Source organism: Rhodovastum atsumiense, assembly GCF_937425535.1.
In the GTDB taxonomy this organism is placed as follows: domain Bacteria; phylum Pseudomonadota; class Alphaproteobacteria; order Acetobacterales; family Acetobacteraceae; genus Rhodovastum; species Rhodovastum atsumiense.
On the sequence record NZ_OW485602.1, the window covers coordinates 170,213 to 191,765 of the forward strand.

At 67.3% G+C, this 21,553-nt stretch carries 19 protein-coding genes; 12 read left to right on the forward strand and 7 right to left on the reverse strand.

The window, feature by feature from the left end:
* Positions 1–35 precede the first annotated feature (35 nt).
* The 9 genes from fdhD (at position 36) to hypE (ending at position 8,409) form a co-directional block, all read left to right on the forward strand.
* Positions 36–896 carry a formate dehydrogenase accessory sulfurtransferase FdhD gene (fdhD, locus tag NBY65_RS29795; protein ID WP_250265896.1) on the forward strand — a complete coding sequence of 287 codons (861 nt, stop codon included), beginning with the start codon at positions 36–38 and terminating at the stop codon, positions 894–896.
* A 393-nt stretch (positions 897–1,289) separates the two neighbouring features.
* Positions 1,290–1,679, forward strand: coding sequence for a HypC/HybG/HupF family hydrogenase formation chaperone (locus NBY65_RS29800; RefSeq protein ID WP_250265897.1), 390 nt, complete (start codon positions 1,290–1,292; stop codon positions 1,677–1,679).
* Between the two features lie 20 nt (positions 1,680–1,699).
* Complete coding sequence (locus NBY65_RS29805) at positions 1,700–2,599, forward strand: LysR family transcriptional regulator (RefSeq protein ID WP_250265898.1); 900 nt, start codon at positions 1,700–1,702, stop codon at positions 2,597–2,599.
* A gap of 318 nt (positions 2,600–2,917) precedes the next feature.
* A complete protein-coding gene (gene mobB / locus NBY65_RS29810) occupies positions 2,918–3,448 on the forward strand; it encodes a molybdopterin-guanine dinucleotide biosynthesis protein B (protein ID WP_250265899.1) in 531 nt (176 codons plus the stop codon).
* 28 nt (positions 3,449–3,476) lie between these two features.
* Positions 3,477–4,727, forward strand: a complete 1,251-nt coding sequence (locus NBY65_RS29815) for a molybdopterin molybdotransferase MoeA (RefSeq protein WP_250265900.1) — start codon at positions 3,477–3,479, stop codon at positions 4,725–4,727.
* Between the two features lie 377 nt (positions 4,728–5,104).
* Positions 5,105–5,920, forward strand: a complete 816-nt coding sequence (gene hypB, locus NBY65_RS29820) for a hydrogenase nickel incorporation protein HypB (RefSeq protein ID WP_250265901.1) — start codon at positions 5,105–5,107, stop codon at positions 5,918–5,920.
* 8 nt (positions 5,921–5,928) lie between these two features.
* Positions 5,929–6,207 carry a HypC/HybG/HupF family hydrogenase formation chaperone gene (locus NBY65_RS29825; protein WP_250265903.1) on the forward strand — a complete coding sequence of 93 codons (279 nt, stop codon included), beginning with the start codon at positions 5,929–5,931 and terminating at the stop codon, positions 6,205–6,207.
* Positions 6,208–6,226: 19 nt separating this feature from the next.
* The gene (gene hypD / locus NBY65_RS29830; RefSeq protein ID WP_250265904.1) at positions 6,227–7,378 is read left to right on the forward strand and encodes a hydrogenase formation protein HypD; all 1,152 of its coding nucleotides are present in this window, start codon (positions 6,227–6,229) and stop codon (positions 7,376–7,378) included.
* Positions 7,375–8,409, forward strand: coding sequence for a hydrogenase expression/formation protein HypE (gene hypE, locus NBY65_RS29835; protein ID WP_250265906.1), 1,035 nt, complete (start codon positions 7,375–7,377; stop codon positions 8,407–8,409). The genes hypD and hypE overlap by 4 nt, the downstream gene beginning before the upstream one ends.
* Positions 8,410–8,414: 5 nt before the next feature.
* Here the strand turns inward: hypE and NBY65_RS29840 are convergent, their stop codons facing one another.
* The 6 genes from NBY65_RS29840 to NBY65_RS29865 all read right to left on the reverse strand — a co-directional run bounded on the left by NBY65_RS29840 (position 8,415) and on the right by NBY65_RS29865 (position 17,053).
* Complete coding sequence (locus NBY65_RS29840) at positions 8,415–8,651, reverse strand: formate dehydrogenase subunit delta (protein WP_250265907.1); 237 nt, start codon at positions 8,649–8,651, stop codon at positions 8,415–8,417.
* Between the two features lie 49 nt (positions 8,652–8,700).
* Positions 8,701–11,541 (reverse strand): formate dehydrogenase subunit alpha, encoded by a 2,841-nt coding sequence (fdhF, locus tag NBY65_RS29845; protein WP_250265908.1) that lies wholly within the window; start codon positions 11,539–11,541, stop codon positions 8,701–8,703.
* A 13-nt stretch (positions 11,542–11,554) separates the two neighbouring features.
* The gene (locus NBY65_RS29850) at positions 11,555–13,108 is read right to left on the reverse strand and encodes a formate dehydrogenase beta subunit (RefSeq protein ID WP_250265910.1); all 1,554 of its coding nucleotides are present in this window, start codon (positions 13,106–13,108) and stop codon (positions 11,555–11,557) included.
* The gene (locus NBY65_RS29855) at positions 13,105–13,581 is read right to left on the reverse strand and encodes a formate dehydrogenase subunit gamma (protein WP_250265911.1); all 477 of its coding nucleotides are present in this window, start codon (positions 13,579–13,581) and stop codon (positions 13,105–13,107) included. The genes NBY65_RS29850 and NBY65_RS29855 overlap by 4 nt, the downstream gene beginning before the upstream one ends.
* A gap of 90 nt (positions 13,582–13,671) precedes the next feature.
* On the reverse strand, positions 13,672–14,574 hold the full coding sequence (locus NBY65_RS29860; protein WP_250265913.1) for a LysR family transcriptional regulator: 903 nt from the start codon (positions 14,572–14,574) through the stop codon (positions 13,672–13,674).
* A gap of 145 nt (positions 14,575–14,719) precedes the next feature.
* On the reverse strand, positions 14,720–17,053 hold the full coding sequence (locus NBY65_RS29865; protein ID WP_250265915.1) for an FdhF/YdeP family oxidoreductase: 2,334 nt from the start codon (positions 17,051–17,053) through the stop codon (positions 14,720–14,722).
* Between the two features lie 136 nt (positions 17,054–17,189).
* Here NBY65_RS29865 and NBY65_RS29870 point away from each other — a divergent pair, with 136 nt between their 5' ends.
* The 3 genes from NBY65_RS29870 to NBY65_RS29880 all read left to right on the forward strand — a co-directional run bounded on the left by NBY65_RS29870 (position 17,190) and on the right by NBY65_RS29880 (position 19,958).
* Positions 17,190–17,444: a hypothetical protein gene (locus NBY65_RS29870; protein ID WP_250265916.1), complete on the forward strand. Its 255-nt coding sequence runs from the start codon at positions 17,190–17,192 to the stop codon at positions 17,442–17,444.
* A 125-nt stretch (positions 17,445–17,569) separates the two neighbouring features.
* Positions 17,570–19,267, forward strand: coding sequence for a thiamine pyrophosphate-binding protein (locus tag NBY65_RS29875; protein WP_250265918.1), 1,698 nt, complete (start codon positions 17,570–17,572; stop codon positions 19,265–19,267).
* A 307-nt stretch (positions 19,268–19,574) separates the two neighbouring features.
* Positions 19,575–19,958 (forward strand): hypothetical protein, encoded by a 384-nt coding sequence (locus tag NBY65_RS29880; protein WP_250265919.1) that lies wholly within the window; start codon positions 19,575–19,577, stop codon positions 19,956–19,958.
* A gap of 33 nt (positions 19,959–19,991) precedes the next feature.
* Here NBY65_RS29880 and NBY65_RS29885 read toward each other — a convergent pair whose 3' ends face one another.
* A complete protein-coding gene (locus tag NBY65_RS29885) occupies positions 19,992–21,380 on the reverse strand; it encodes a trypsin-like peptidase domain-containing protein (protein WP_250265920.1) in 1,389 nt (462 codons plus the stop codon).
* Positions 21,381–21,553 lie beyond the last annotated feature (173 nt).

A 21,553-nucleotide genomic window follows, 5' to 3' on the forward strand; every position in this document is an offset into this window, starting at 1 on the left:
GAAACCGCAGCGCATCATCAATCGGAACGGAATGCATGACCATGTTCCCTGTGTGGCGTGAGATCAGTGCGCAGCGTATCGGCCAGGCTCCGGGCACGGCGATCGTTGCCGAGGAAACGCCGATCGGCCTTCTGTACAACGGCGTGCCGCATGCCGTGATGATGGCCACGCCGGCCGATCTCGAGGATTTCGCCGTCGGCTTCTCGCTGACCGAGGATATCGTACGGGCCGCCTCCGAGATTCGCGGCATCGATGTCCGTGAAACGGCGGATGGGGTCGAACTGGATGTCCTGCTCGCCCCTGAGCGCTTCCACGCTTTTCTCTCCCGCCGGCGTACCCGCAGCCTGCGCGGCCATACGAGCTGCGGCCTGTGCGGCGTGGAGGAGATCGCCGACGCCTGCAGCATGACGCCCCGGGCGCCGGCCGGCAGTAGCTTCACCCCGGCCGCCCTGCAACACGCGCTGGCCATGTTGTCCTCGCAGCAGGAGCTGAACCGGCGCACCCGGGCCACGCACGCCGCCGCCTGGGTGTCGGTGGAGGGGGAGATTCTGCTGGTCCGGGAAGATGTTGGCCGTCACAACGCGCTCGATAAGCTGATCGGGGCGGCGCTGCGACAGGGCATCGACCTCGCCGCCGGATTCTGCCTGATCACCAGCCGCTGCTCCTATGAGATGGTGCAGAAGGCGCTGATGGCGGGAATGCCGGCGATCGTGGCCATTTCCGCGCCGACGGCGCTGGCTGTCCGTGCGGCCGAGGCCGCCGGGCTCACGCTTGTCGCGCTGGCCCGGGCCGACGGACAGAATGTCTATGCCGGGCCGCAGCGTATCCGTGACCTGTTGCCCGGCGATGCCGTGCCGGTCGGTGATGTGACGATCCCAGGGAAACCCCTGGGGTAATGTCTGCAGCGGTGGTGACGGCATCGGCGCACGGGATGTCGTCTTTGCGCTGAACGGCGTGCGCCGGGACCGACTCCTGTGAGTCGGCCCGACATCTCCTTTTGTCGATGAGGATGCAGTTCTCGCCGGGAAGGCTCCGGCGTGGCGGGTCATCATGATGCCGACGTGGCTGGTGCCGTCAGTGATCGCTTCTTTCGTGCCCTGGATATGTAAGAAGAAGCATAGGCTTACCTAAAAGCGCTATATCCAGATAAATATTGCGAATAATGAGCTTCACTGTGGGGTGGCACGGGAACATGTGCCGCCATCTTATTGCGATATCGCTCCAATATGTCGGGGTATTCCCACGGACTGACTGAAATGTGATAGTGAGTTGCCAAGGAGGATTGATTTATGTGCATCGCCCTGCCCCGCAAGATCGTGGCCGTTCTCGATGCGGCCCGCCTGCTGGTTGCGGTGCGCGACGATGAAGATGGTCAGGAAGCCGTCTCCGCAGCCCTTCTGGTGACGCCCGAGCGTCCGGTCGAGCAACTCGTCGGGGCTTTCGCCCTGGTCCATGCCGGTTTTGCCCTTTCCCTGGTCGACGAGGCCGACGCCCACTCGCGTCTGCAGATGTTCGCAGCGCTGCGGGGAGAGGGCGACAGCCTCGATCTCGATGACTTCTATGCCGCGACAAGCGGGCCTGCCGCACCACCTCCGCCAGCTCTGGTAAACGCCACGACCGCAGATCCGGACAACCGCATCAAGCACCCCCCGGAGGCGACCCCGAACTCCGCTGGATAATCATCTATTCCAATCCGGACATGTACGAAAAATTCCAATTCCTGCTGGCGCTCGAGCGCGAAAGACATTTTGGCCGGGCAGCTCAGCTTTGTGGCGTGTCCCAGCCCAATCTCTCGGCCGCGATCAAGCAACTCGAGATACAACTCGGTCTGACCCTGGTCGATCGCGGTGCACGCTTCATGGGCTTCACGCCGGAAGGCGAACGCCTGCTGGAATGGGCCCGGCGCATCGTCGGCGAATTCCGGGCGATGGAAGCCGAAGTCGAGACGATGAAGCAAGGCCAGGTCGGCCATCTGCGGATCGCCGCGATTCCGACATCGCTGCCGGTGATATCACGGCTGACCGCCGCGTACTGGCAGCGTCATCCCAACGTACGCGTGTCGGTGTCCGCCCATACCTCGGCCGAAATCCTGTCGCGGCTGGATAATCTCGAGGCCGATGCCGGTATCACCTATCTCGACAACGAGCCGCTTGGCCGCAACGGGGAAGTGCCGCTCTATCGCGAGCGCTATTGCCTGGTGGCCTCGCGCAACATGATCTTCGCGGATCGTCCGACCGTGACCTGGGAAGAAGTGGCGACGCTGGATTTGTGCCTGCCCTCGGCGGACACGCAGAACCGGCGCATCCTCGACCGCATTTTCCACGAGGTCGGGGTCACGGTCGAGCCATTGCTGGAATCCAATGCGGCGGTGGTGCTGGTCTCGCATCTGCGAACCGGCCGGATGTCGACCATCATGCCGCGGATCATGGTCGACGAGTTGGTATTGCCGGGTGACTTCGTCACGATCCCGATCGTGGCTCCCGAGGCAAACACGCTGGTCGGCCTGATACATCCCAGGCGCGACCCGATGCCCCCCCTCACGGCGGCGCTCATCACCGAGGCCCGTCTTCTTGCCCCGATGCTCGCCTCTCTTGCCTGACGCCAGGTTGCCCTTGCTTCCGCCACGGACCTGCACTCTGCCATCGGCTGACCTGGTTGCTCCCGGCCTGGGGCATCCGGGGCGATCGGCATGATGGCACGGAATGCCGCGTGCTTGATCCAGGTCAAACATGACCTGTCCGCACCAGCATAGGAACAGCCCAGGTTTCATCCGGGCGTCCCCGGGCCGGTCGCGAAGCCATTGTCCTGCCTATTGTTTCCAACAATCATTCCCCATGCCTTGTGTTTGCGGTTTATGCTGCCCGGACCCATCCGCATCGACCCGCAGGCCAGGAGCCAATTGAAGGACAAGTCAAAAATGCAAGTGATCGGACTCGCCGGATGGAGTGGGGCAGGCAAGACCACGCTGCTGCGCAACCTGCTGCCGGTCCTGACGGCGGCGGGACTGCGGGTTTCCACCATCAAGCGTGCGCATCACAACTTCGATGTGGATCAGCCTGGAAAGGATTCCTGGGTGCACCGCGAAGCCGGTGCCACCGAGGTCATGGTCGTCTCCCCGGTCCGCTTCGCCCTGATGCACGAACTGCGCGGTGCCCCCGAGCCACGCCTGCCGGAGTTGCTGGTGCGCATGGCGGAAGTGGATCTTGTGCTGGTCGAGGGCTTCAAGTGGGAGGCGCATCCGAAGATCGAGGTGTTTCGGGCTGCCAATGGCAAGCCGCCCTTGCATCCGGATGATCCCAGGATCGTCGCCATTGCTTCCGACATGCCGTTTCCTGCTGCATCCGTGCCGGTGATCGGGCTTGATGATATCGTGTCCATCGCCAGTGCCGTGCGTGCGCATGCGGTGGCGGCGGAGTCCATTGCCTGGGGTAGCGAACCAGCGCGCTGAATGATCCTTCCATCTGAATGATCCTGTCATGACCCAGCTTTCCGAGAACTGCTTCGCCGATGCCGGCAGCCAATTGACGGTCGAGGAAGCGCAACGCCTGATCACGGGCAATGTCGCTCCGGTCGAGGGTGTCGAAAGGGTCGTGCTGGCCGATGCCTGCCGGCGCGTGCTGGCCGAGGACGTGCTGTCTCCATGCGACCTGCCGCCGTTCGATAATTCGGCGGTGGATGGCTATGCGGTGCGGATTGCCGATCTCGACAATGCCGGGCGCCTGCCGATCGAGGGAACATTGGCTGCCGGCGCCGCCGCGGTCGGGCCCCTGCAGCCCGGCACGGCATGCCGTGTTCTGACCGGGGCGGCCATTCCCTCCGGCGCCGACACGGTGTTCATGCAGGAAGATGTGCATGTCAACGAGGACCGCACCGTCACCCTGCCTGCCGGCCTGCGGCGCGGCGCGAATTTGCGTCGCGCCGGCGAGGACGTGGCCTGCGGCGCACTGGCGTTGCCGCGTGGCCGGCGCCTGCGGGCGCAGGACCTCGCGCTGGCCGCGGCGCTCGGCTTGCGTGACCTGCCGGTGCGCCGACGGGTACGGGTAGCGCTGTTCTCAACGGGCAACGAGATCGTCGAGCCGGGCTCGCCGCTCGGGCCGGCGCAGCGCTATGATTCGAACCGCACCCTGCTGGCCTCTTTGGTGAAAGCGGCCGGGGCGACGGTGACGGATCTCGGCATCCTGCCGGACCAGGCCGTGGCAACGCGCCGTGCCATCATGGACGCGGTCGCCGGGCATGACGTGATCCTGACCTCCGGAGGGGTTTCGGCCGGCGACGAGGATCACGTCCGTGCCGTGCTGAAGGAATCCGGGCAACTGGTGTTCTGGCGTCTGGCAATCAAGCCGGGCCGGCCGGTGGCGATGGCGCTTGTGGGGGGCGTGCCGGCGGTCGGCCTGCCGGGCAATGCCGTCGCGGCTTTCGTCACGTTTCTTCATGTCGTCCGCCCGCTCCTGGCGGCGCTGGCCGGCATGGCCGTGCCAGCGGTGCCCACGGTCCCGGTGGTGGCGGGATTTTCCTACCGGAAGAAAGCCGGACGGCGGGAATTCATGGGGGTGCGGCTTGAAACCGGACCGGATGCCGTGCCCGTCGCCTACAAGCATTCGCGTGACGGATCCGCGGCCCTCACGTCGTTGACCGAGACCGATGGGCTCGTTGCCCTGCCCGAGTCTGCCACGGCCGTGGCCCCCGGTGATTCCTTGCGCTTCATCCCTTACGAGTTGCTGCTCTGAGTGTCCTTCCAACCTCGCCCCGCGATGCCACGACGCACAGAGGAAGCGCGGCAGGCGTGATCCGGAATGCGCAATATTGGCATGCCAGCTTATTTAGAGAGTGCTAATTTGCTTCCCTTGCCGGGCCACACCGGATCCGGATTGGAGGCTGGTTGACCGCAGTGGTAAATCATTGCGGTTGTTCATGCAGGGGGCAGTTGGGGCACAATGAAACGAGTTACGAATTGCTCCTTGATCCTGCTGATTGGCCGGGGTCGAAATAGCCTCGACCTGCCTGATTGGAGGGGGCCTGTCCGGGTCGGTCAGGCATCCGGCCGGCACATCATGGCTCAACCGTGTGTCAATAGCCTGCAAATCGTCAAAATGGAGACTGCCTGATGTGCACGACATGCGGATGCAGTGGTGCCGGAGTGTCGGCTGTGACGGCCCATGCACATGATGGCCATCACCACGACCACGATCATGGCCACCACCACCACCATCATCACGATGGATCACCGGATGCGCATGCGCACGGTGACGACGGTGTCGTTTCACGCACGATCTCGCTGGAGCGCGACATCCTCGCCGAGAATGATCGCTTTGCCGGGCAGAACCGTGCGCGCTTCGCCAGGGCCGGGGTGCTGGCGCTGAATTTCGTCTCCAGCCCCGGTTCGGGCAAGACGACGCTGCTCGTGAGCACCATCAAGGCCCTCGGCGGCCGTGTGCCGGCCGCGGTGATCGAGGGCGACCAGCAGACCAGCAACGACGCCGAGCGCATCCGTGCCGCCGGAGCCCCTGCGGTGCAGATCAATACCGGCAAGGGCTGCCATCTGGATGCGCACATGGTCGGCCATGCCTGCGATCATCTCGACCTTGTCCGCGGCGGCGTGCTGTTCATCGAGAATGTCGGCAACCTCGTCTGCCCCGCGGCCTTCGATCTCGGCGAAGCGACCAAGGTGGCGGTCATCTCCGTCACCGAGGGGGACGACAAGCCGATCAAGTATCCCGACATGTTCGCCGCTGCCGGGCTCGTGCTGGTCAACAAGGTCGACCTCGCACCCTATGTGGACGCCGACATCGCCGCGCTCACGGCCAATGCACGGCGGGTGAACCCTTCTGTCGAGGTGCTGGCACTTTCGGCGCGCACCGGCGAAGGCATGGACGCCTGGCTCGCCTGGCTCGAGGCGCGGCGTCTCGCGGCGATGGGCTGAGGCACGCCATGTGCCTGGGCGTCCCCGCGCAGATCGTCGCCATCACCGATTCCGATCGGATGCTCGCACTCGCCGAGGTGGCGGGCGTCCGGCGTGAAGTCAACGTGCTCTGCGTCGCCGAGCCCGAGGAGGATCTCGCGGCCCTGCTTGGCGTCTGGGTCCTCGTGCATGTCGGCTTCGCGGTCTCCCGCCTCGACGAAGCCGAAGCACAGGCCACGCTCGAGCTGCTCGCCGCGACGGGCCTTGCCGAGGAGGGATTCTCCGCCGGCGCCGCCCCGGCACCGTGAGGACCATGAAGGCTTCCGCATGAAATTCGCCGACGAATTCCGCGACCCCGCGCAGGCGCGGGCGCAGCTCGCGCGTATCGCCCGCCTTGCCGACGCGATCGGCGCGACCCGTGCCAGGCCGGTCACCATCATGGAGATCTGCGGCGGGCACACGCACACGATCTTTCGCCATGGGCTCGACCGCCTGGTGCACGATGGCATCGAGTTCGTGCACGGCCCGGGATGCCCGGTCTGCGTGCTGCCACAAGCGCGCGTCGACGAATGCATCGAGATCGCCCGCCGCCCCGGCGTGGTGCTGACGACCTTCGGCGATGCCGTGCGGGTGCCGGGCACGCAGGGCTCTCTGCTGGCGGCCAAGGCACAGGGGGCGGACGTGCGGATCGTCTACTCTCCGCTCGATGCGTTGGCGCTCGCGCGGCGCATGCCAGATCGCGAGGTGGTGTTCTTCGCGCTTGGCTTCGAGACCACCATGCCCGCGACGGCTGCCACGGTGCTGCAGGCGGCGCGCGAGGACATCGGCAATTTCTCGCTGTTCTGCAACCACATCACCGTGCCCCCCCCGTTGCGCGCACTGCTCGAGGATCCGCAGATGCGCATCGACGGCTTCATCGGCCCGGGCCATGTCAGCATGGTGATCGGCCTGCAGCCCTACCAGTTCATCGCCGAGGAATTCCGCCGCCCGGTCGTGGTCTCGGGGTTCGAGCCGGTCGATCTGCTGCAATCGGTGGCGATGGTGCTTGAGCAACTCGCCCAGGGGCGTGCCGAGGTGGAGAACCAGTACGCCCGCGTGGTGCGGGCTGACGGCAACCCGCGGGCGCTCGCGGCCATCGACGCGGTGTTCGAGCCACGGGAGAGCTTCGAGTGGCGTGGGCTCGGCGAGATCGACCGGTCCGGCATGCGCATGCGCGAGCGCTGGGCCGGCTTCGATGCCGAACGCAAATTCGGCATCGGCTATGGCGGCACGCGCGCTCGCCCTGCCACGGAACTGGCCGGGTGCCGGTGCGGCGACGTGGTGAAGGGGGCGATGAAGCCGCCTGCTTGTCCCCTGTTCGGCACGGCCTGCCGGCCGGAGACGCCGGTCGGCGCGCTGATGGTTTCCTCGGAGGGATCCTGTGCGGCTTACTGGCAATATGCCGGCCGACGTGGTGCGGCGGCGGAGGTGACGGCATGACAAGGCGCCTGACCGGGACGGTGACGCTCGCCCATGGTGGCGGCGGGCGGGCGATGCGGGATCTGGTGGCCGGGGTGTTCCTGCCGGCCTTCGACAATCCCGCGCTGGGCCAGTTGGAGGATCAGGCGCGGCTCGATGCGGGGGCACTGGCCGTGCCGGGCGCGCGGCTTGCCTTCACCACTGATGGTTTCGTGGTGCGCCCTTTGGAATTTCCGGGTGGGGATATCGGCAAGCTCGCGGTCTGCGGCACGGTGAACGACCTCGCCGTGGGCGGGGCGACGCCGCTGTGGCTGTCCTGTGCCGTGGTCATCGAGGAAGGCTTCGAGATCGAGCGGCTGCAGCGCATCATCGGCTCGATGCGGGCAGCGGCGGCAGAGGCCGGGGTCGCGATCGTCACCGGTGACACCAAGGTGGTGGAGCGTGGCGCGGCCGATGGGCTGTTCATCACCACGGCGGGGGTGGGCGTGTTGCCGCCCGGGCGGGACCTGGCGGCTGCGCATGTGCGGCCGGGCGATGTGGTGCTGGTCAACGGCCCGCTCGGCGATCATGGCGCGGCGGTGATGGCCGCGCGCGGCGATCTCGCGCTGGAAACATCGCTGGTCAGCGACTGCCGTCCCCTCAACGGGCTGATGGCCGCCCTGCTCGCCGCCGCCCCCGGCACGCGCTGCGCCCGCGATGCCACGCGCGGCGGCGTCGCCGCGGTGCTGAACGAGATCGCCGAAGCCGCCGGCCGTGCGGTGACGATCGAGGAAGCCCAGATCCCGGTGCGTTCGGAAGTTGCCGGGCTGTGCGAGATCCTCGGCCTCGATCCGCTCTATCTCGCCAACGAGGGCACCGCCATCGCGGTGGTGCCGTCCGACGAGGCCGAGGCCGCGCTCGCGGCCTGGCGCGCGCATCCCGCCGGGGTGGAGGCCCGCGCCATCGGCCGGATCGCCGAGGGACCGGCCGGTGAGGTGGTGCTGCGCACCCGGCTGGGCGGCGAGCGCCTGGTCGACCTGCTGGTCGGCGACCAGTTGCCGCGGATCTGCTGACCTCGTCAGAGTACCGGCCGTGCCTCGCTGCCGGTGGCGGCGAGGCGCGCAACGGCGTCCCTGGCAACCGGATCCAGCCCCGCGCCGCCGGACGCGAGGTGCGCGCAGATCGCTGTCCGCATGCGTGGGTCCCAGAATGTCTGCAGGTGGTCCGCCGTCCCCTGCACGGCATCCATCCGCTTCTGGCCACTGAAGAAGCGGCTGATCTGGTTGGCCATCGTGACGAGTTTGTCGGGTTCCATGCTCCGTCTCCTTTCTGGCAACCTGCTATGGGTCATCGCAAAGTGAGGATCATTCGGCGGCCGGCGCGGTGCTGACCCGCCGGCTGGCCTCGCTGTGGCGCCGGTAGGCTTCCTGCCAGTCGCTCGGGCCGTTCGAGCCCGAGACCTGCACCGCCGTCACCTTGTATTCGGGACAATTGGTCGCCCAATCCGAAAAATCCGTGGTCACCACGTTGGCCTGGGTCAGGGGGTGGTGGAACGTGGTGTAGACCACGCCGATTACCACGCGATCGGTGACGCGCAGCCGCAGCGTGGTTTCCCCCGAACGGCTGGCGAGCCGTACCCAGTCGCCGTCGCGCAATCCCCGGTGCTCGGCATCATGGGGATGCATCTCCAGCACATCTTCCTCGTGCCAGACGACATTCGCGGTGCGCCGGGTCTGCGCCCCGACATTGTACTGGCTCAGAATACGACCGGTGGTCAGCAGCAGCGGGAAGCGCGGTCCGGTTCGCTCCTCGGTGGGGATGTACTCGGTCAGCACGAACAGGCCGCGCCCGCGCGCGAAGCCATCGATATGCATGACCGGGGTACCTTCCGGTGCTGTCGTGTTGCAGGGCCACTGCACCGAGCCCCGCTGCTCCAGCAGATCGTAGCTGACGCCGGCGAAGCCTGGGGTGAGCCGTGCGATCTCGTCCATGATTTCGGAGGGATGCGCGTAATTCCAGCCATGCCCGAAGCCGCGTGCCAGGGCCTGGGTGATCTCCCAGTCGGCCATGCCGTTGCGTGGCGGCATCACCCGCCGCACCCGGTTGATCCGCCGTTCGGCGTTGGTGAAGGTGCCGTCCTTTTCCAGGAAGGTCGATCCCGGCAGGAAGACATGGGCGAAGTTCGCCGTCTCGTTCAGGAACAGGTCCTGTACCACGACGCATTCCATTGCCGACAGCCCGGCCGCCACGTGCTGCGTGTCCGGATCGGATTGCGCGATGTCCTCGCCCTGGACATAAAGCGCCTTGAAGCTGCCGGCGATCGCCGCATCCAGCATGTTCGGGATGCGCAGGCCGGGCTCACGCTCCAGCGGAACGCCCCAGGCGGCTTCGAAGAGGGCGCGGGTGGCATCGTCGCCGACATGGCGGTAGCCCGACAACTCGTGCGGAAACGAGCCCATGTCGCAGGAGCCCTGGACGTTGTTCTGTCCCCGCAGCGGATTCACCCCAACGCCGGGCCGGCCGATATTGCCGGTCGCCATCGCCAGGTTGGCGATCGCCATCACCGTGGTGCTGCCCTGGCTGTGCTCGGTCACGCCCAGGCCGTAATAGATCGCGGCATTGCCGCCGGTCGCGTACAGCCGCGCCGCGCCACGGATCACCCCGGCTGGTACGCCGCTGATGCGCTCGATGGCCTCCGGGCTGTGGCGCGGTTCGGCGACGAAGGCGGCCCAGTCCTCGAAGGCGTCGCTCTCGCAGCGGGCCTGCACGAACGCGGTGTCGACCAGCCCTTCGGTGACGATCACATGCGCGATCGAAGTCAGCACCGCGACATTGGTGCCGGGGCGCAAGGCCAGATGATAGGCCGCCTCGACATGCGGCGTGCGCACCAGATCGATGCGGCGTGGATCGATGATGATCAGCTTCGCCCCCTGGCGCAGCCGCCGCTTCAGGCGGGAGGCGAAGACCGGGTGGCCGTCGGTCGGGTTGGCGCCGATCACCATCACCACGTCGCAGTGTTCGACGCTGTCGAAATCCTGCGTGCCCGCCGAGGTGCCGAAGGTGGTCTTCAGACCGTAGCCGGTCGGCGAGTGGCAGACGCGGGCGCAGGTATCGACATTGTTGGTGCCGAAGACGGTGCGGACCAGCTTCTGCACCAGGAACGTCTCTTCATTGGTGCAGCGCGAGGAGGTGATGCCGCCGAGCGAACCCGGCCCATGCGTCTCGCGGATGCGGCTGAATTCGGTGACGACATGGGCAATCGCCTCCTCCCAGCTGACCTCGCGCCAGGGATCGGTGATGCGCGCCCGCAGCATCGGCCGCAGGATGCGGTCGCGATGCGTGGCATAGCCCCAGGCGAAGCGGCCCTTGACGCAGGAATGGCCGCGATTGGCCGCGCCGTCCCGATGCGGCACCATGCGCACCAGTTCGGCCCCGCGCAGCTCGGCGCGGAAGCTGCAGCCGACGCCGCAATAGGCGCAGGTGGTGACGACCGCACGTTCCGGCTGTCCGGTTTCGATCACGGATTTCTCGATCAGCGTCGCGGTCGGGCAGGCCTGCACGCAGGCACCGCAGGAGACGCATTCGGAGCCGAGCAGCGCCTCCCCCATGCCGGCGGCGACCTGGGAGCCGAAGCCACGGCCGGCGATGGTCAGCGCGAAGGTTCCCTGCGTTTCCTCGCAGGCGCGCACGCAGCGCGAGCACAGGATGCATTTGGCCGGATCGAAGGCGAAATACGGGTTGCTTTCGTCCTTGCTCGCCGAGAGGTGGTTTGCGCCCGTGGCGTAGCGCACCGAGCGCAGCCCGACCTCGCCCGCCATGTCCTGCAGCTCGCAATCGCCATTGGCCGCGCAGGTCAGGCAGTCGAGCGGATGGTCGGAGATGTAGAGTTCCATCACGTTGCGCCGCAGCCGCTGCAGCTTCGGCGTTTGTGTCCAGACCTGCATGCCGGCCGCCACCGGCGTGGTGCAGGAGGCCGGCGTTCCCGGGCGGCCTTCGATTTCCACCAGGCACAGCCGGCACGAGCCGAAAGCCTGCAGCGAATCCGTGGTGCACAGGCGCGGGACCTTGATGCCCGCCTGCATGGCGGCACGCATGATGGAGGTGCCCTCCGGCACCTCCACTGCATTGCCGTCGATGACCAGCCGCACCTGCCGCCCGGATGCGACCGGCGGCGTTCCGTAATCGGTGTCGCGCATCAGGCCCATGGCCGGTCCTCCGTCATGCCGCGGCATTGCGCCGCAGGCCGAAATCCTCGGGGAAGTGCCGCAGCGCGCTCAGCACCGGAAAAGGTACGAACCCGCCCAGCGCACAGAGCGAGCCGGCGCGCATGGTGGCGCAAAGATCCTCCAGCAGCGCCACCTCCGCTTCGCGCCGGACGCCGGCGATGATGCGCTCGATCACCTCGCGTCCGCGCACCGCGCCGATGCGGCAGGGCGTGCATTTGCCGCAGGATTCATGGGCGCAGAATTCCATGGCGAAACGCGCCTGCCGCGCCATGTCGACGCTGTCGTCGAATACCACCAGCCCGCCATGGCCGATCAGCCCGTCGCGGGCGGCGAACGCCTCGTAGTCGTAGGGCGTGTCGAACAGCGAAGGCGGGAAATAGGCGCCGAGCGGTCCGCCTGCCTGCACCGCGCGCACGCGCCGCCCGGTCGCGGTGCCCCCGCCAATGCCCATGACCAAGTCGCCGAGCGTGATGCCGAAGGCGGTTTCAAACAGGCCACCGTGGCGGACATTGCCGGCCAGTTGCACCGGCATCGTCCCGCGTGAGCGGCCCATGCCGAAATCGGCATAGGTCTGCGCCCCTTCGGCCAGGATCACCGGCACCGTGGCCAGGGACAGCAAATTGTTCACCACCGTGGGCAAGCCGAACAGGCCGCGCAGTGCCGGCAAGGGCGGCTTCGCCCGCACCACGCCGCGCCTGCCTTCGATGCTCTCCAGCAGCGCCGTCTCTTCGCCGCACACATAGGCGCCAGCACCGACCCGCAATTCGATGTCGAAGACGAAGCCGGACCCGAGCACGTCCGTCCCGAGCAGCCCCCGCGCCCGCGCCAGGTCGAGCGCGCGTTGCATCGCCTGGTTCGCCTGCGGATATTCCGATCGGCTGTAGATATAGCCCTGCGCCGCGCCCACGGCGAAGCCGGTGATCGCCATGCCCTCGATCAGGCCGAACGGATCGCCCTCCATCAGCATCCGGTCGGCGAAGGTGCCGCTGTCGCCCTCATCGGCATTGCAGACGACGAATTTCTGCTCGGCCGGGGCATCGGCCACGGTCTTCCACTTCACGCCGGTCGGGAACCCTGCCCCGCCCCGCCCGCGCAGGCCCGAACGCGTGACCTCGTCCAGCGTGGCCGCCGGGCCGATGGCCAGGGCTCGTTCCAGTCCGCGCAGGCCGCCATGGCCCCGGTAGCCGTCAAGGTCGAGCGGATCGACGATCCCGCAGCGCGCGAAGGTCAGCCGGGTCTGCGCACGCAGGAACGGATGATCCTCGGGCCGTCCGATGCGCAGGCGGTGCGGCGCCCCGGCCAGCATCCCGGCCCGCAGCAGGCCCGGCACGTCAGCCGGGGCCACCGGGCCATACCCGATCCGCCCGACCGGGGTCTCGACTTCCACCAGGGGTTCCAGCCACATCATGCCCCGTGAGCCGGTACGGACGAGTTGCAGCTCCCGTCCCTCCGCCGCCGCTGCGGCCAGGATCGCCCGCGCCACGCCCTCGGCGCCGACGGCCAGTGCCGCCGCGTCCCGCGGCACGAAAATGCGTGTCTGTGTCATGGGCCACCCTGCCCGAGCGCCGCCGTTTCCAGGGAGGTCGCATCGAGCCGCCCCACCGGCTCGCCATCCACCAGGGCGGCCGGCGCGCAGGCGCACAGCCCCAGGCAATAGACCGGCTCGATCGTCAGCCGCCCATCCGGTGTCGTATCCCCCCAGTCAAGGCCAAGCCGGCGCATCAGGGAATCTGCCAGCGCCTCGCCGCCCATGGACTGGCAGGCTTCCGCCCGGCACAGCTTCACCACGCGCCGTCCCGGAGGATGCTGGCGAAACTCGTGGTAGAAGCTGACGACCCCATGCACTTCGGCGCGCGACAGGTTCAACGCCTCTGCCAGCATGGGGATCGCTGCCTGCGGGATATGGCCAAATGCGTGCTGAAGCGCATGCAGCATCGGCAGCAATGCACCCGGACGGCCTGCTTCCGCCGCGATCAGCGCCTGTGCCGCCTGGCCGTCCCAGGGCCGGTATGTGCCCATGACGTTCCCACCCGATCGTTATTGGCGCCCATAGCATATGGTTCCGGGCGGCCGATCAAGCGATCCCCGACATGCGGCGATAGAACAATCCTATCGACCGTGGCGCTCCAACTGCCGGCGCAGGGAGTCCGCCGTCAGCAACAGCGCCGCCAGCAGTGGCGTCTGTGGTTCCCGGTCTGGCACGATCAACCCGATCGTGTGGGTTTCCTCCGGTTCGACGATCGGGATCGCCCGCAGCGTCTCGGTCAGGCCGAGCGTGGTCGCCAGGATCTCCGGCAGCACCGTCGCCCATTGGCCGGTGCGCACATGCGCGAACAACGCGATCATCGAGTTCGATTCGAGCGTCGGCGGCACCATTTCCCCCGCCTGGGACAGCAGGCGGTCGATGATCCGCCGGTTCTGCATATCCGGGGTCAGCAGGCACAGCGGAACCTGGCTGACCTCGGCCCAGGTGACCTGCGCACGGTCGCCGAAGGCGCTGCCACCCGCGATCAGCAGGCGATAGCGCTCGCGGTACAGTGGCACTCCGCGCATGCGTCCAAGCGGCTCGTTGTCGAGATAGGTCAGGCCGGCATCCGCCACCAGGTTCTCGATCAGGTCGAGGATGCCATCCGAGGAGCGGGCCAGGACGGTGAACCGTACTTCCGGATGGCGGCTGCGGAAGGGAGTGGTCAGGGCCGGCACCATGGCCAGTGCGGTCGGGATGGCGGCCAGGCGGAGCGTTCCCGACAGGCTGTGGCGTGACGTCCGGACGTCTTCCCGCATCGCCCGCACGTCGCCGACGATGCGCCGGGCCCAGAGCAGCACCCGCTCGCCTTCCGGCGTCAGCCCCTGGTACCGGGCGCCGCGCTGCACCAGCAAGGTTCCGAGCGTCTCCTCGAGCTGCTTCAGCCCGGCCGACAGCGTGGGCTGGGTGACCCCGCATATCTCGGCGGCCCGGCCAAAGTGCTGTTCGCGTGCCAGGGCGATCAGGAACTCGAGCTTGTCGATCATGCCGCAGTCTGAAATGGGTCCGGCACATTGGCAATGATGACGGGTGCCTTGGCGGGGCTGCGGACTTTTTGCCGCGCAGCGAGAATGGGGTGCAGGGGCCGTGTGGCCCCTGCCGGGTCCAGGGCAGCGCCCTGGCCTTTCCTTCTTAACCCGTGGCCAGCTCCGGTTGGGCTTGTTGCGGAGCCGGCGCCCCGGCGCGGTGCACGGTCACGGGGATCGACTTGGCTGCCGGCGTCTTGCTGCCTTCCGCATAGTGCCACAGCGGCAGCAAGGCGTTGGCCTCGGGATAATAGGCGCCGATGCAGCCCACCGGGATGTCGTAGGGCGTCACCCGGAAGCCGGACATCTCGCGCCTGATCCCGTCCCGTGCGGAGGTTCGCAGCATCACCTGCTCTCCTTCCGCGAGCCCGAGCCGGTCAATGTCGTCACGGTTCATGAGCACGACCATGCGGGTGCCGTCGATGCCGCGGAACCTGTCATTGTAGCCGTAGATCGTGGTGTTGAACTGATCGTTGCTGCGCAGCGTGATCAGCCGCAGCACGTCATGCCCGATCTCCGGCATGTCCGGATCCTCATCCAGGCCCCGCGGCGTGATGATGTTGGCCTTGCCGGTCTTCGTGTGCCACACACGCTGGCGTGCCGGCAGCGGACGATGGAACCCGCCGGGCTCCCACATGCGGCGGTCATAGTCATGGAAGATCTCCGGATAGGTTTCGGCGATCGAGGCACGGATGCGGCTGTAGTCGTCGACCCAGGCATCCCACGGCACGTTTGGGTTCGGCTCCAGCGTGGCCTTGGCGATTTCGGCTACCAGCCGGATCTCGCTGATGAGGTGGGGCGATGCCGGAGAGCGCACGCCGCGCGAACCATGGATGCAGGAACTGGTATCCTCCGTTGACAGGGATTGCGGCCCGCTCGCCTGCATGTCCACCTCGATCCGTCCGATCACCGGCAGCAGGAAGCTGATCTCGCCATGTACGAGATGGCTGCGGTTCAGCTTGGTGGCGACGTTTACGGTCAGGCGCATGCGCCGCCAGGCCGGCTCCATGCGGTCGCGGTCGGGGATCGCCCGCACGAAGTTGCCGCCCAGCATCACGAAGGCCTGGATCCTGCCGGCAAGGATCTCCTCGCAGGCCTCGACGGTGTTGAGGCCCGGCTCGCGCGGCGGCGAGAATCCGTACTGCCCGGCAAGCCGGTCCAGCGGCACCAGTTCGGGTTTCTCGGTGATGCCGACGGTGCGCTGGCCCTGCACGTTGCTGTGGCCGCGCACGGGGCAGATGCCGCCGCCGGGCCGGCCGATATTGCCGCGCAGCAGCAGCAGGTTCACCAGCATCTGCACCGTCTCGACGCCGGCGCGATGCTGGGTGAGGCCCATGCCGTAGACGCCCAGCACGGAGGCGGACGCCGCATAGGTGGTGGCGGTCGCTTCCATGGCGGCGCGGCGCAGGCCCGAGCGGCGCTCCAGCGCGTCCCAGTCCTGCCGGCGCAGCCATGCGACAAAGCCGTCGAAACCCTGGGTGTGGGTGGCGATGAAATCATGGTCAAGCACAGCCCTGCGGCCTTCCGCGCGCGCGGCATCGTCCATGGCGACGAGTGCCTTGCAAATGCCCGCGATTGCGGCGAGGTCCCCGCCTGCCTTGACCTGATGGTACTGGGATGCGATCCGGGTCCGCTCGCCGGTCAGCATCTCGACCGGGGATTGCGGATTGGTGAAGCTCTCCAGGCCGCGCTCGCGCAGTGGATTGTAGACGATGATCGGCACGCCGCGCCGACTTGCATGCTGCAGCGGGTGCAGCATGCGCGGGCTGTTGCTGCCGGGGTTCTGCCCGAAGACCATGATGCAGTCGGTTTTGGCGAAGTCGTCGAGCGTCACCGTGCCCACCGGAACGCCGATGCTCTCGGGCAAGGCGACGGACGTGGTCTCGTGGCACATGTTGGAGCTGTCCGGCAGGTTGTTGTTGCCGTACAACCGGGCCAGCAGCGCGTACAGGTAGCTGGCCTCGTTCGAGCACCGGCCGGAGCTGTAGAAGACAACGGAGCGCCGGTCGGTGATGGCGCGCAGCTCGCGGCCGATTTCGGCGAAGGCCGCGTCCCACGACACCGGCACGTAACGGTCGCTCGCCGGGTCATAGCGGAGCGGATGGGTCAGGCGGCCGGCTTCCTCCAGGTCATGGTCTTCCCAGGAGAGCAACTCGGTCACGCTGTGGTCGGCGAAGAAGGCCGGCGTGCAGCGGTGCGCGGTGAGCTCCCAGGCCGTCGCCTTCACGCCGTTCTCGCAGAACTCGAACGGCAGTGGTTGCGCCGGCTTCGACCAGGCGCAGCTGATGCACTGGAAGCCGTCGACCTTGTTCTGGCGGGTCAGCGCCAGTCCGCCGCTGGCCAGGATGCCTTCCCGGCTGAGGATGTTGCGCACCGAGTTGGCGGAGCCCCAACCGCCGGAGGGCCGTGTATAGGGCTTGAAAGAGGGATTGCGGTTCATTCTTCGGGCTCCACGCCTTGCACGGCCCGAGAACCCCGGCATGAGGCGTGGGTTGCGTCCCTCAATCCCGGGGGCCTGCAACCGCACTGGCCCGGACGTGTTCAGTCCATTCCCCATCTGTCCGGGAGGGCGGCGCGTGGTGCGACTTGTTCAAGACGGCTATCTCCTCGACAAGCCGTCCCCGCCGTCGCAGCCGAAGCTGTTTTTCGATCAGCGGGTCATTCCTGCGGCCATCGATGCGGCCGGGGCCGTGGAAGCGGTGCTGGAGCGGCTGGCCGTGCGCACGCGGCAACGGCCTGTCATGGTCCTCGGCATGGCGATGGGGGCCGGTTTCCTGGTTTCCCGACTGACCGGACGCCATGCCAGCGGGAGCGCGCGCAGGCTTTTCTGACGGACACGCGCCGTCATCGGCTGCCGCCCGCATAACCGCCGAAACACCTGTTCCGTGTATTCCACTCCCGCACGGACGGGCTTGGGCATAATCTTGCTTCGCTGGTGAATGCCCGGAGTCCGATCATGACGGCCACGCCGATCTCACGCCTCGAACATGCCGCTCCACGCCGGGGGGCTGATGTCCTGCTGGAAATCCTGGACAGCGAGGGCGTCGAGTACATCTTCGGCAATCCCGGCACGACCGAGCTGCCGCTGATGGACGCGCTCGTCGACCATCCCACGATCCGCTACGTGCTGGCGCTGCAGGAGGCGAGTGTCGTCGCCATGGCCGACGGCTACGCCCAGGCGGCCCGCCGTCCCGGCTTCCTCAACCTGCACACGGCGGGTGGGCTGGGGCATGGGATGGGCAACCTGCTCAATGCCAGCGTTTCGCAGACACCGCTGGTGGTGACCGCGGGCCAGCAGGATTCGCGCCATACCATCACCGATCCGCTGTTGTTCGGCGATCTGGTGCGCATCGCCGGCCCGGCGGTGAAATGGGCGCAGGAGGTCACCAGCGCCGACCAGCTTCCGGTGCTGGTGCGCCGTGCCTTCCACGACGCCATGGCCGCCCCGACCGGTCCGGTCTTCCTCTCTTTGCCCATGGACATCATGGAGGAGATGAGCAGCGTGGGCATCGCCGAGCGCTCGGTCATCGAGCGCCGCGCCATCGCCGGATCGCTGGACGTGCTGGCCGGGCATCTTGCCGCCATCGCCCCCGGCCGCCTGGCCATCATCGCCGGCGACGAGGTCTATGCCGCCGACGCCGCCGCCGAGGTGGTGCAGGTGGCGGAGATGCTGGGGGCGCCGGTCTATGGCTCGTCCTGGCCGTCGCGCCTGCCGTATCCGACCGCGCATCCGCTCTGGGCCGGCAACCTGCCGACCAAGGCGACCGATATCGCCGCCGTGCTCGGGCAGTACGACGCGCTGTTCGCGCTCGGCGGCAAGTCGCTCATCACCATTCTCTATACCGAAGGCCCTGCGGTGCCCCCGGGCTGCGCCGTGTTCCAGATGTCGGCCGACGTGCGCGACCTCGGTCGGACCTATCCCACGCCGCTGTCCCTGGTGGGCGACATCCAGGTTTCGTTGCGCGCGCTGATGCCCCTGCTCGCCGCCGCGACCGCCCCCCAGGCGCAGGCTTATGCCGCCCTGGTGCGCGCGGCCGGAGAGGCGCAGCGCCGCCGTCGCCAGACGCTCGCGGAAGCGGCGACGGCACAGGTCGATGCCCCGGTCATCACGCCCCTGGTCGCGGCCCGGGAAGCCGTGCGCGCCATCGGGCCGGATATCGCCATCGTGGACGAGGCGATCGCCACCTCGGTGCATGTGCGTGGCTTCCTGAACAGCGCTTCGTCGCGCCAGTATTCCTTCCTGCGCGGCGGTGGCCTGGGCTGGGGCATGCCGGCTGCGGTCGGCTGCTCGCTCGGGCTTGGCCGCGAGCCGGTGGTCTGCCTGGTGGGTGACGGCGCCGCGCTGTATTCGCCGCAGGCCTTGTGGACGGCGGCGCATGAGGACCTGCCGGTGACCTTCGTGGTGATGAACAACCGCGAGTACAACGTGCTCAAGAACTTCATGAAGGCACAGACCGGCTACGCCTCGGTGCGCAGCAATCGTTTCATTGCCATGGATATCGCCAATCCGGCAGTGGACTACCTTGCGCTCGCGCAGGCGCTGGGTGTCCCGGCGCGCCGGATCGAAAAGGCAAGCGATGTCGCGCCGGCAATCGAGGCCGGCATCGCCAGCCGCCGGGCCAACCTGGTCGAGATCGTGATCAGTCCGGGCTGAGGCCCGGCAATACGGGCGTCGGTGAGGCTGGATGCGCCGTCTTGTTGGCATCATGCTGGCATGAAGGCATGATGCCAACAAGACGGCGCATTCGTGGCCAGATCCATGTCCGGAGCCGCAGAAATAATTTATTTCGAATTTGTGTAATATTATCATCAACAGACATTGTATTTATAGTTGATGAATCTCGCTATTTCTTGACTATCACATAGCCTTGATTAATAGCTTGACCATGGAACCCCGTCGAACCTCCACTCCATGGCTTGAAACCATCGCACTTGGCCTTGGTGCCGCCGTGCTAGTCGGAATGCTGTCGCAGGGCCTGGAAAAGCTCGATGCTTATCGATCTTCCCTGGGGTCGGTGCTGGCATTCACCCAGGAGATTCCGGCCCGGGTCATTCGTGGCCGGCGGCCCATCGAAGTCCGGCTCCTCGATGCCGCTTCAGGGGACGGCACCTGCATCCTCGATGTCGGGGTGATGCGGGTCAACCAGGGCAGCCTGATCGTGACGGCCGAGGAGCCCGGCCATGCCGTCCACGCCCTCTGGCGCGGTGGCGAAACCGCCGGCGCCCGCGCCTGTCCGGCGGGGGCAATGCTCCGGATCGAGCCGCGGGCATTCTCGGATCTGACGGCGATTGTCCGGGGGTTGGTGAGCGAGACCGATATCCTGATCCCGGTCGTAGGAACCTGACGCGCGCGGCGTCGCCCGGAGGCTGCGCCCCCATCACTTGGCGTCGGTCGGCACCACCAGCCAGCGGAACCCGGCCTCGTTGCGCACCAGCACCAGCACGCTGCGCTCGCGTGCCGCCAGGACCTGCTCCACGGTCGCGTGCATATCTTCCATCGAGTCGATCGGTGCGTCCTTGATCTGCACGATGACGTCGCCGGCCGTGAAGCCGGCATCGGCGCCGGGGCTGTTGGCCGCGACCCCGAGCACGGCCACGCCTTCCTGCGTCTCGGGCAGTTTGTGACGCTCTCTGAATTCGGCGCTCAGGGGAGCCAGGGTCATGCCGAGGCTCGGTGCGCTGATGCGTTGGCCGCGATCGGGCATCGTCCAGGTGCCGCTGGGGTTGCCCGGCCCTTCCGGCCAGTTCGCCACCTTGATCGGCAACTCCTGTTCCTGTCCATCGCGCCACAGCCGCACCGGCACCGTCGTGCCGGGGGTGCTGCTGGCGATTGCGCGGGCAACGGCGCGGGTGTCACGGGTTGGGCGCCCGTCGAAAGCCAGCACGATATCGCCTGGGCGCAGCACGCCCGCCGCCGTGCCGCCCGGCACGACGTTGGTGACGATGCTGCCCTTCAGCGAGGTCCGCCCGACGGCGCTGGCGATGTCCTGTGTGACCCCCTGCAGGCCGACGCCGACCCAGCCCGGGCGCAGCCGCCCGTACTGGCGCATATGCGAGACTACGAAATTGACGGTATCGGAGGGGATCGCCAGCCCGAGCCCGATCGACCCCCCCTCGTGCTCCGGCTGGACCAGCGCCCAGTTCACCCCGACCACCTCGCCCTGGGTGTTGAACAGCGGACCGCCGGAGTTACCGTGATTGATGGCGGCATCGGTCTGGATGAAGTTGTCGAACAGCGTGGTGTGGACGTCACGGTTGAGCGCGCTGACCACGCCCACGCTGACCGAGCTCGCCAGGCCGAGCGGGTTGCCGATGGCCACCACCGCATCGCCGACTTCCAGGGCCTCGCTGTTACCGAAAGGCACGGTCGGCAGTGGCTCCGCCGCGTCGATCTTGAGCAGCGCGAGATCCGGTGCGCCGTTGATCGCCACGACGTGGCCGGCATAGCTGTCGCCGCCGGCCAGGGTGACCATAATCCGATAGGCGTCCTGGATGACATGGCGGTTGGTGACGACGTAGCCGCTGGGATCGATGATGAAGCCGCTGCCCACTTCGGTGATCGGGCCCACCATGGTTTCCCCGCCCGTGGGCATATGGCCGCTTGCCATCGGACGTTGCTTGAGGATGGTGATGTTGACCACCGCCGGCAGCAACCGTTGCACGAGCGCGGGCAGGTCCACTTGCGTGCGCAGGCCGGGCGGTTCGCCCGCAAGGCCCATGTCCGGCGCTGTCAGCGACAGGGCGCAGGCCAGGAGGCCCGCATACAATCCCGGTCTACGGCGCACAGGGAGAAGGGGGCGGCTGCGCGCCACACAAAGCAAAACCCGAATTCCGGAAGAATTCGGGTTTATCGTCGCTTCCCGCACGTCCCGCCGTTCCTTCATCCTTTCCTCCCAAGGTTGCTTACGGCACGGGAGCCAGAGAACGTTGGCCGGGAATG

What these genes read in the sequence shown, in the direction of transcription:
- NBY65_RS29840 (WP_250265907.1), bottom strand. Translation starts at nt 8,651, where the DNA reads ATGGAACCCGACAAACTCGTCACGATGGCCAACCAGATCAGCCGCTTC.
- NBY65_RS29850 (WP_250265910.1), bottom strand. Translation starts at nt 13,108, where the DNA reads ATGACACAGACACGCATTTTCGTGCCGCGGGACGCGGCGGCACTGGCC.
- NBY65_RS29875 (WP_250265918.1), top strand. Translation starts at nt 17,570, where the DNA reads ATGACGGCCACGCCGATCTCACGCCTCGAACATGCCGCTCCACGCCGG.
- NBY65_RS29855 (WP_250265911.1), bottom strand. Translation starts at nt 13,581, where the DNA reads ATGGGCACATACCGGCCCTGGGACGGCCAGGCGGCACAGGCGCTGATC.
- NBY65_RS29825 (WP_250265903.1), top strand. Translation starts at nt 5,929, where the DNA reads ATGTGCCTGGGCGTCCCCGCGCAGATCGTCGCCATCACCGATTCCGAT.
- NBY65_RS29815 (WP_250265900.1), top strand. Translation starts at nt 3,477, where the DNA reads ATGACCCAGCTTTCCGAGAACTGCTTCGCCGATGCCGGCAGCCAATTG.
- hypB (WP_250265901.1), top strand. Translation starts at nt 5,105, where the DNA reads ATGTGCACGACATGCGGATGCAGTGGTGCCGGAGTGTCGGCTGTGACG.
- NBY65_RS29865 (WP_250265915.1), bottom strand. Translation starts at nt 17,053, where the DNA reads ATGAACCGCAATCCCTCTTTCAAGCCCTATACACGGCCCTCCGGCGGT.
- hypE (WP_250265906.1), top strand. Translation starts at nt 7,375, where the DNA reads ATGACAAGGCGCCTGACCGGGACGGTGACGCTCGCCCATGGTGGCGGC.
- NBY65_RS29800 (WP_250265897.1), top strand. Translation starts at nt 1,290, where the DNA reads ATGTGCATCGCCCTGCCCCGCAAGATCGTGGCCGTTCTCGATGCGGCC.
- hypD (WP_250265904.1), top strand. Translation starts at nt 6,227, where the DNA reads ATGAAATTCGCCGACGAATTCCGCGACCCCGCGCAGGCGCGGGCGCAG.
- fdhD (WP_250265896.1), top strand. Translation starts at nt 36, where the DNA reads ATGACCATGTTCCCTGTGTGGCGTGAGATCAGTGCGCAGCGTATCGGC.
- NBY65_RS29805 (WP_250265898.1), top strand. Translation starts at nt 1,700, where the DNA reads ATGTACGAAAAATTCCAATTCCTGCTGGCGCTCGAGCGCGAAAGACAT.
- NBY65_RS29860 (WP_250265913.1), bottom strand. Translation starts at nt 14,574, where the DNA reads ATGATCGACAAGCTCGAGTTCCTGATCGCCCTGGCACGCGAACAGCAC.
- mobB (WP_250265899.1), top strand. Translation starts at nt 2,918, where the DNA reads ATGCAAGTGATCGGACTCGCCGGATGGAGTGGGGCAGGCAAGACCACG.
- NBY65_RS29880 (WP_250265919.1), top strand. Translation starts at nt 19,575, where the DNA reads ATGCTGTCGCAGGGCCTGGAAAAGCTCGATGCTTATCGATCTTCCCTG.
- fdhF (WP_250265908.1), bottom strand. Translation starts at nt 11,541, where the DNA reads ATGGGCCTGATGCGCGACACCGATTACGGAACGCCGCCGGTCGCATCC.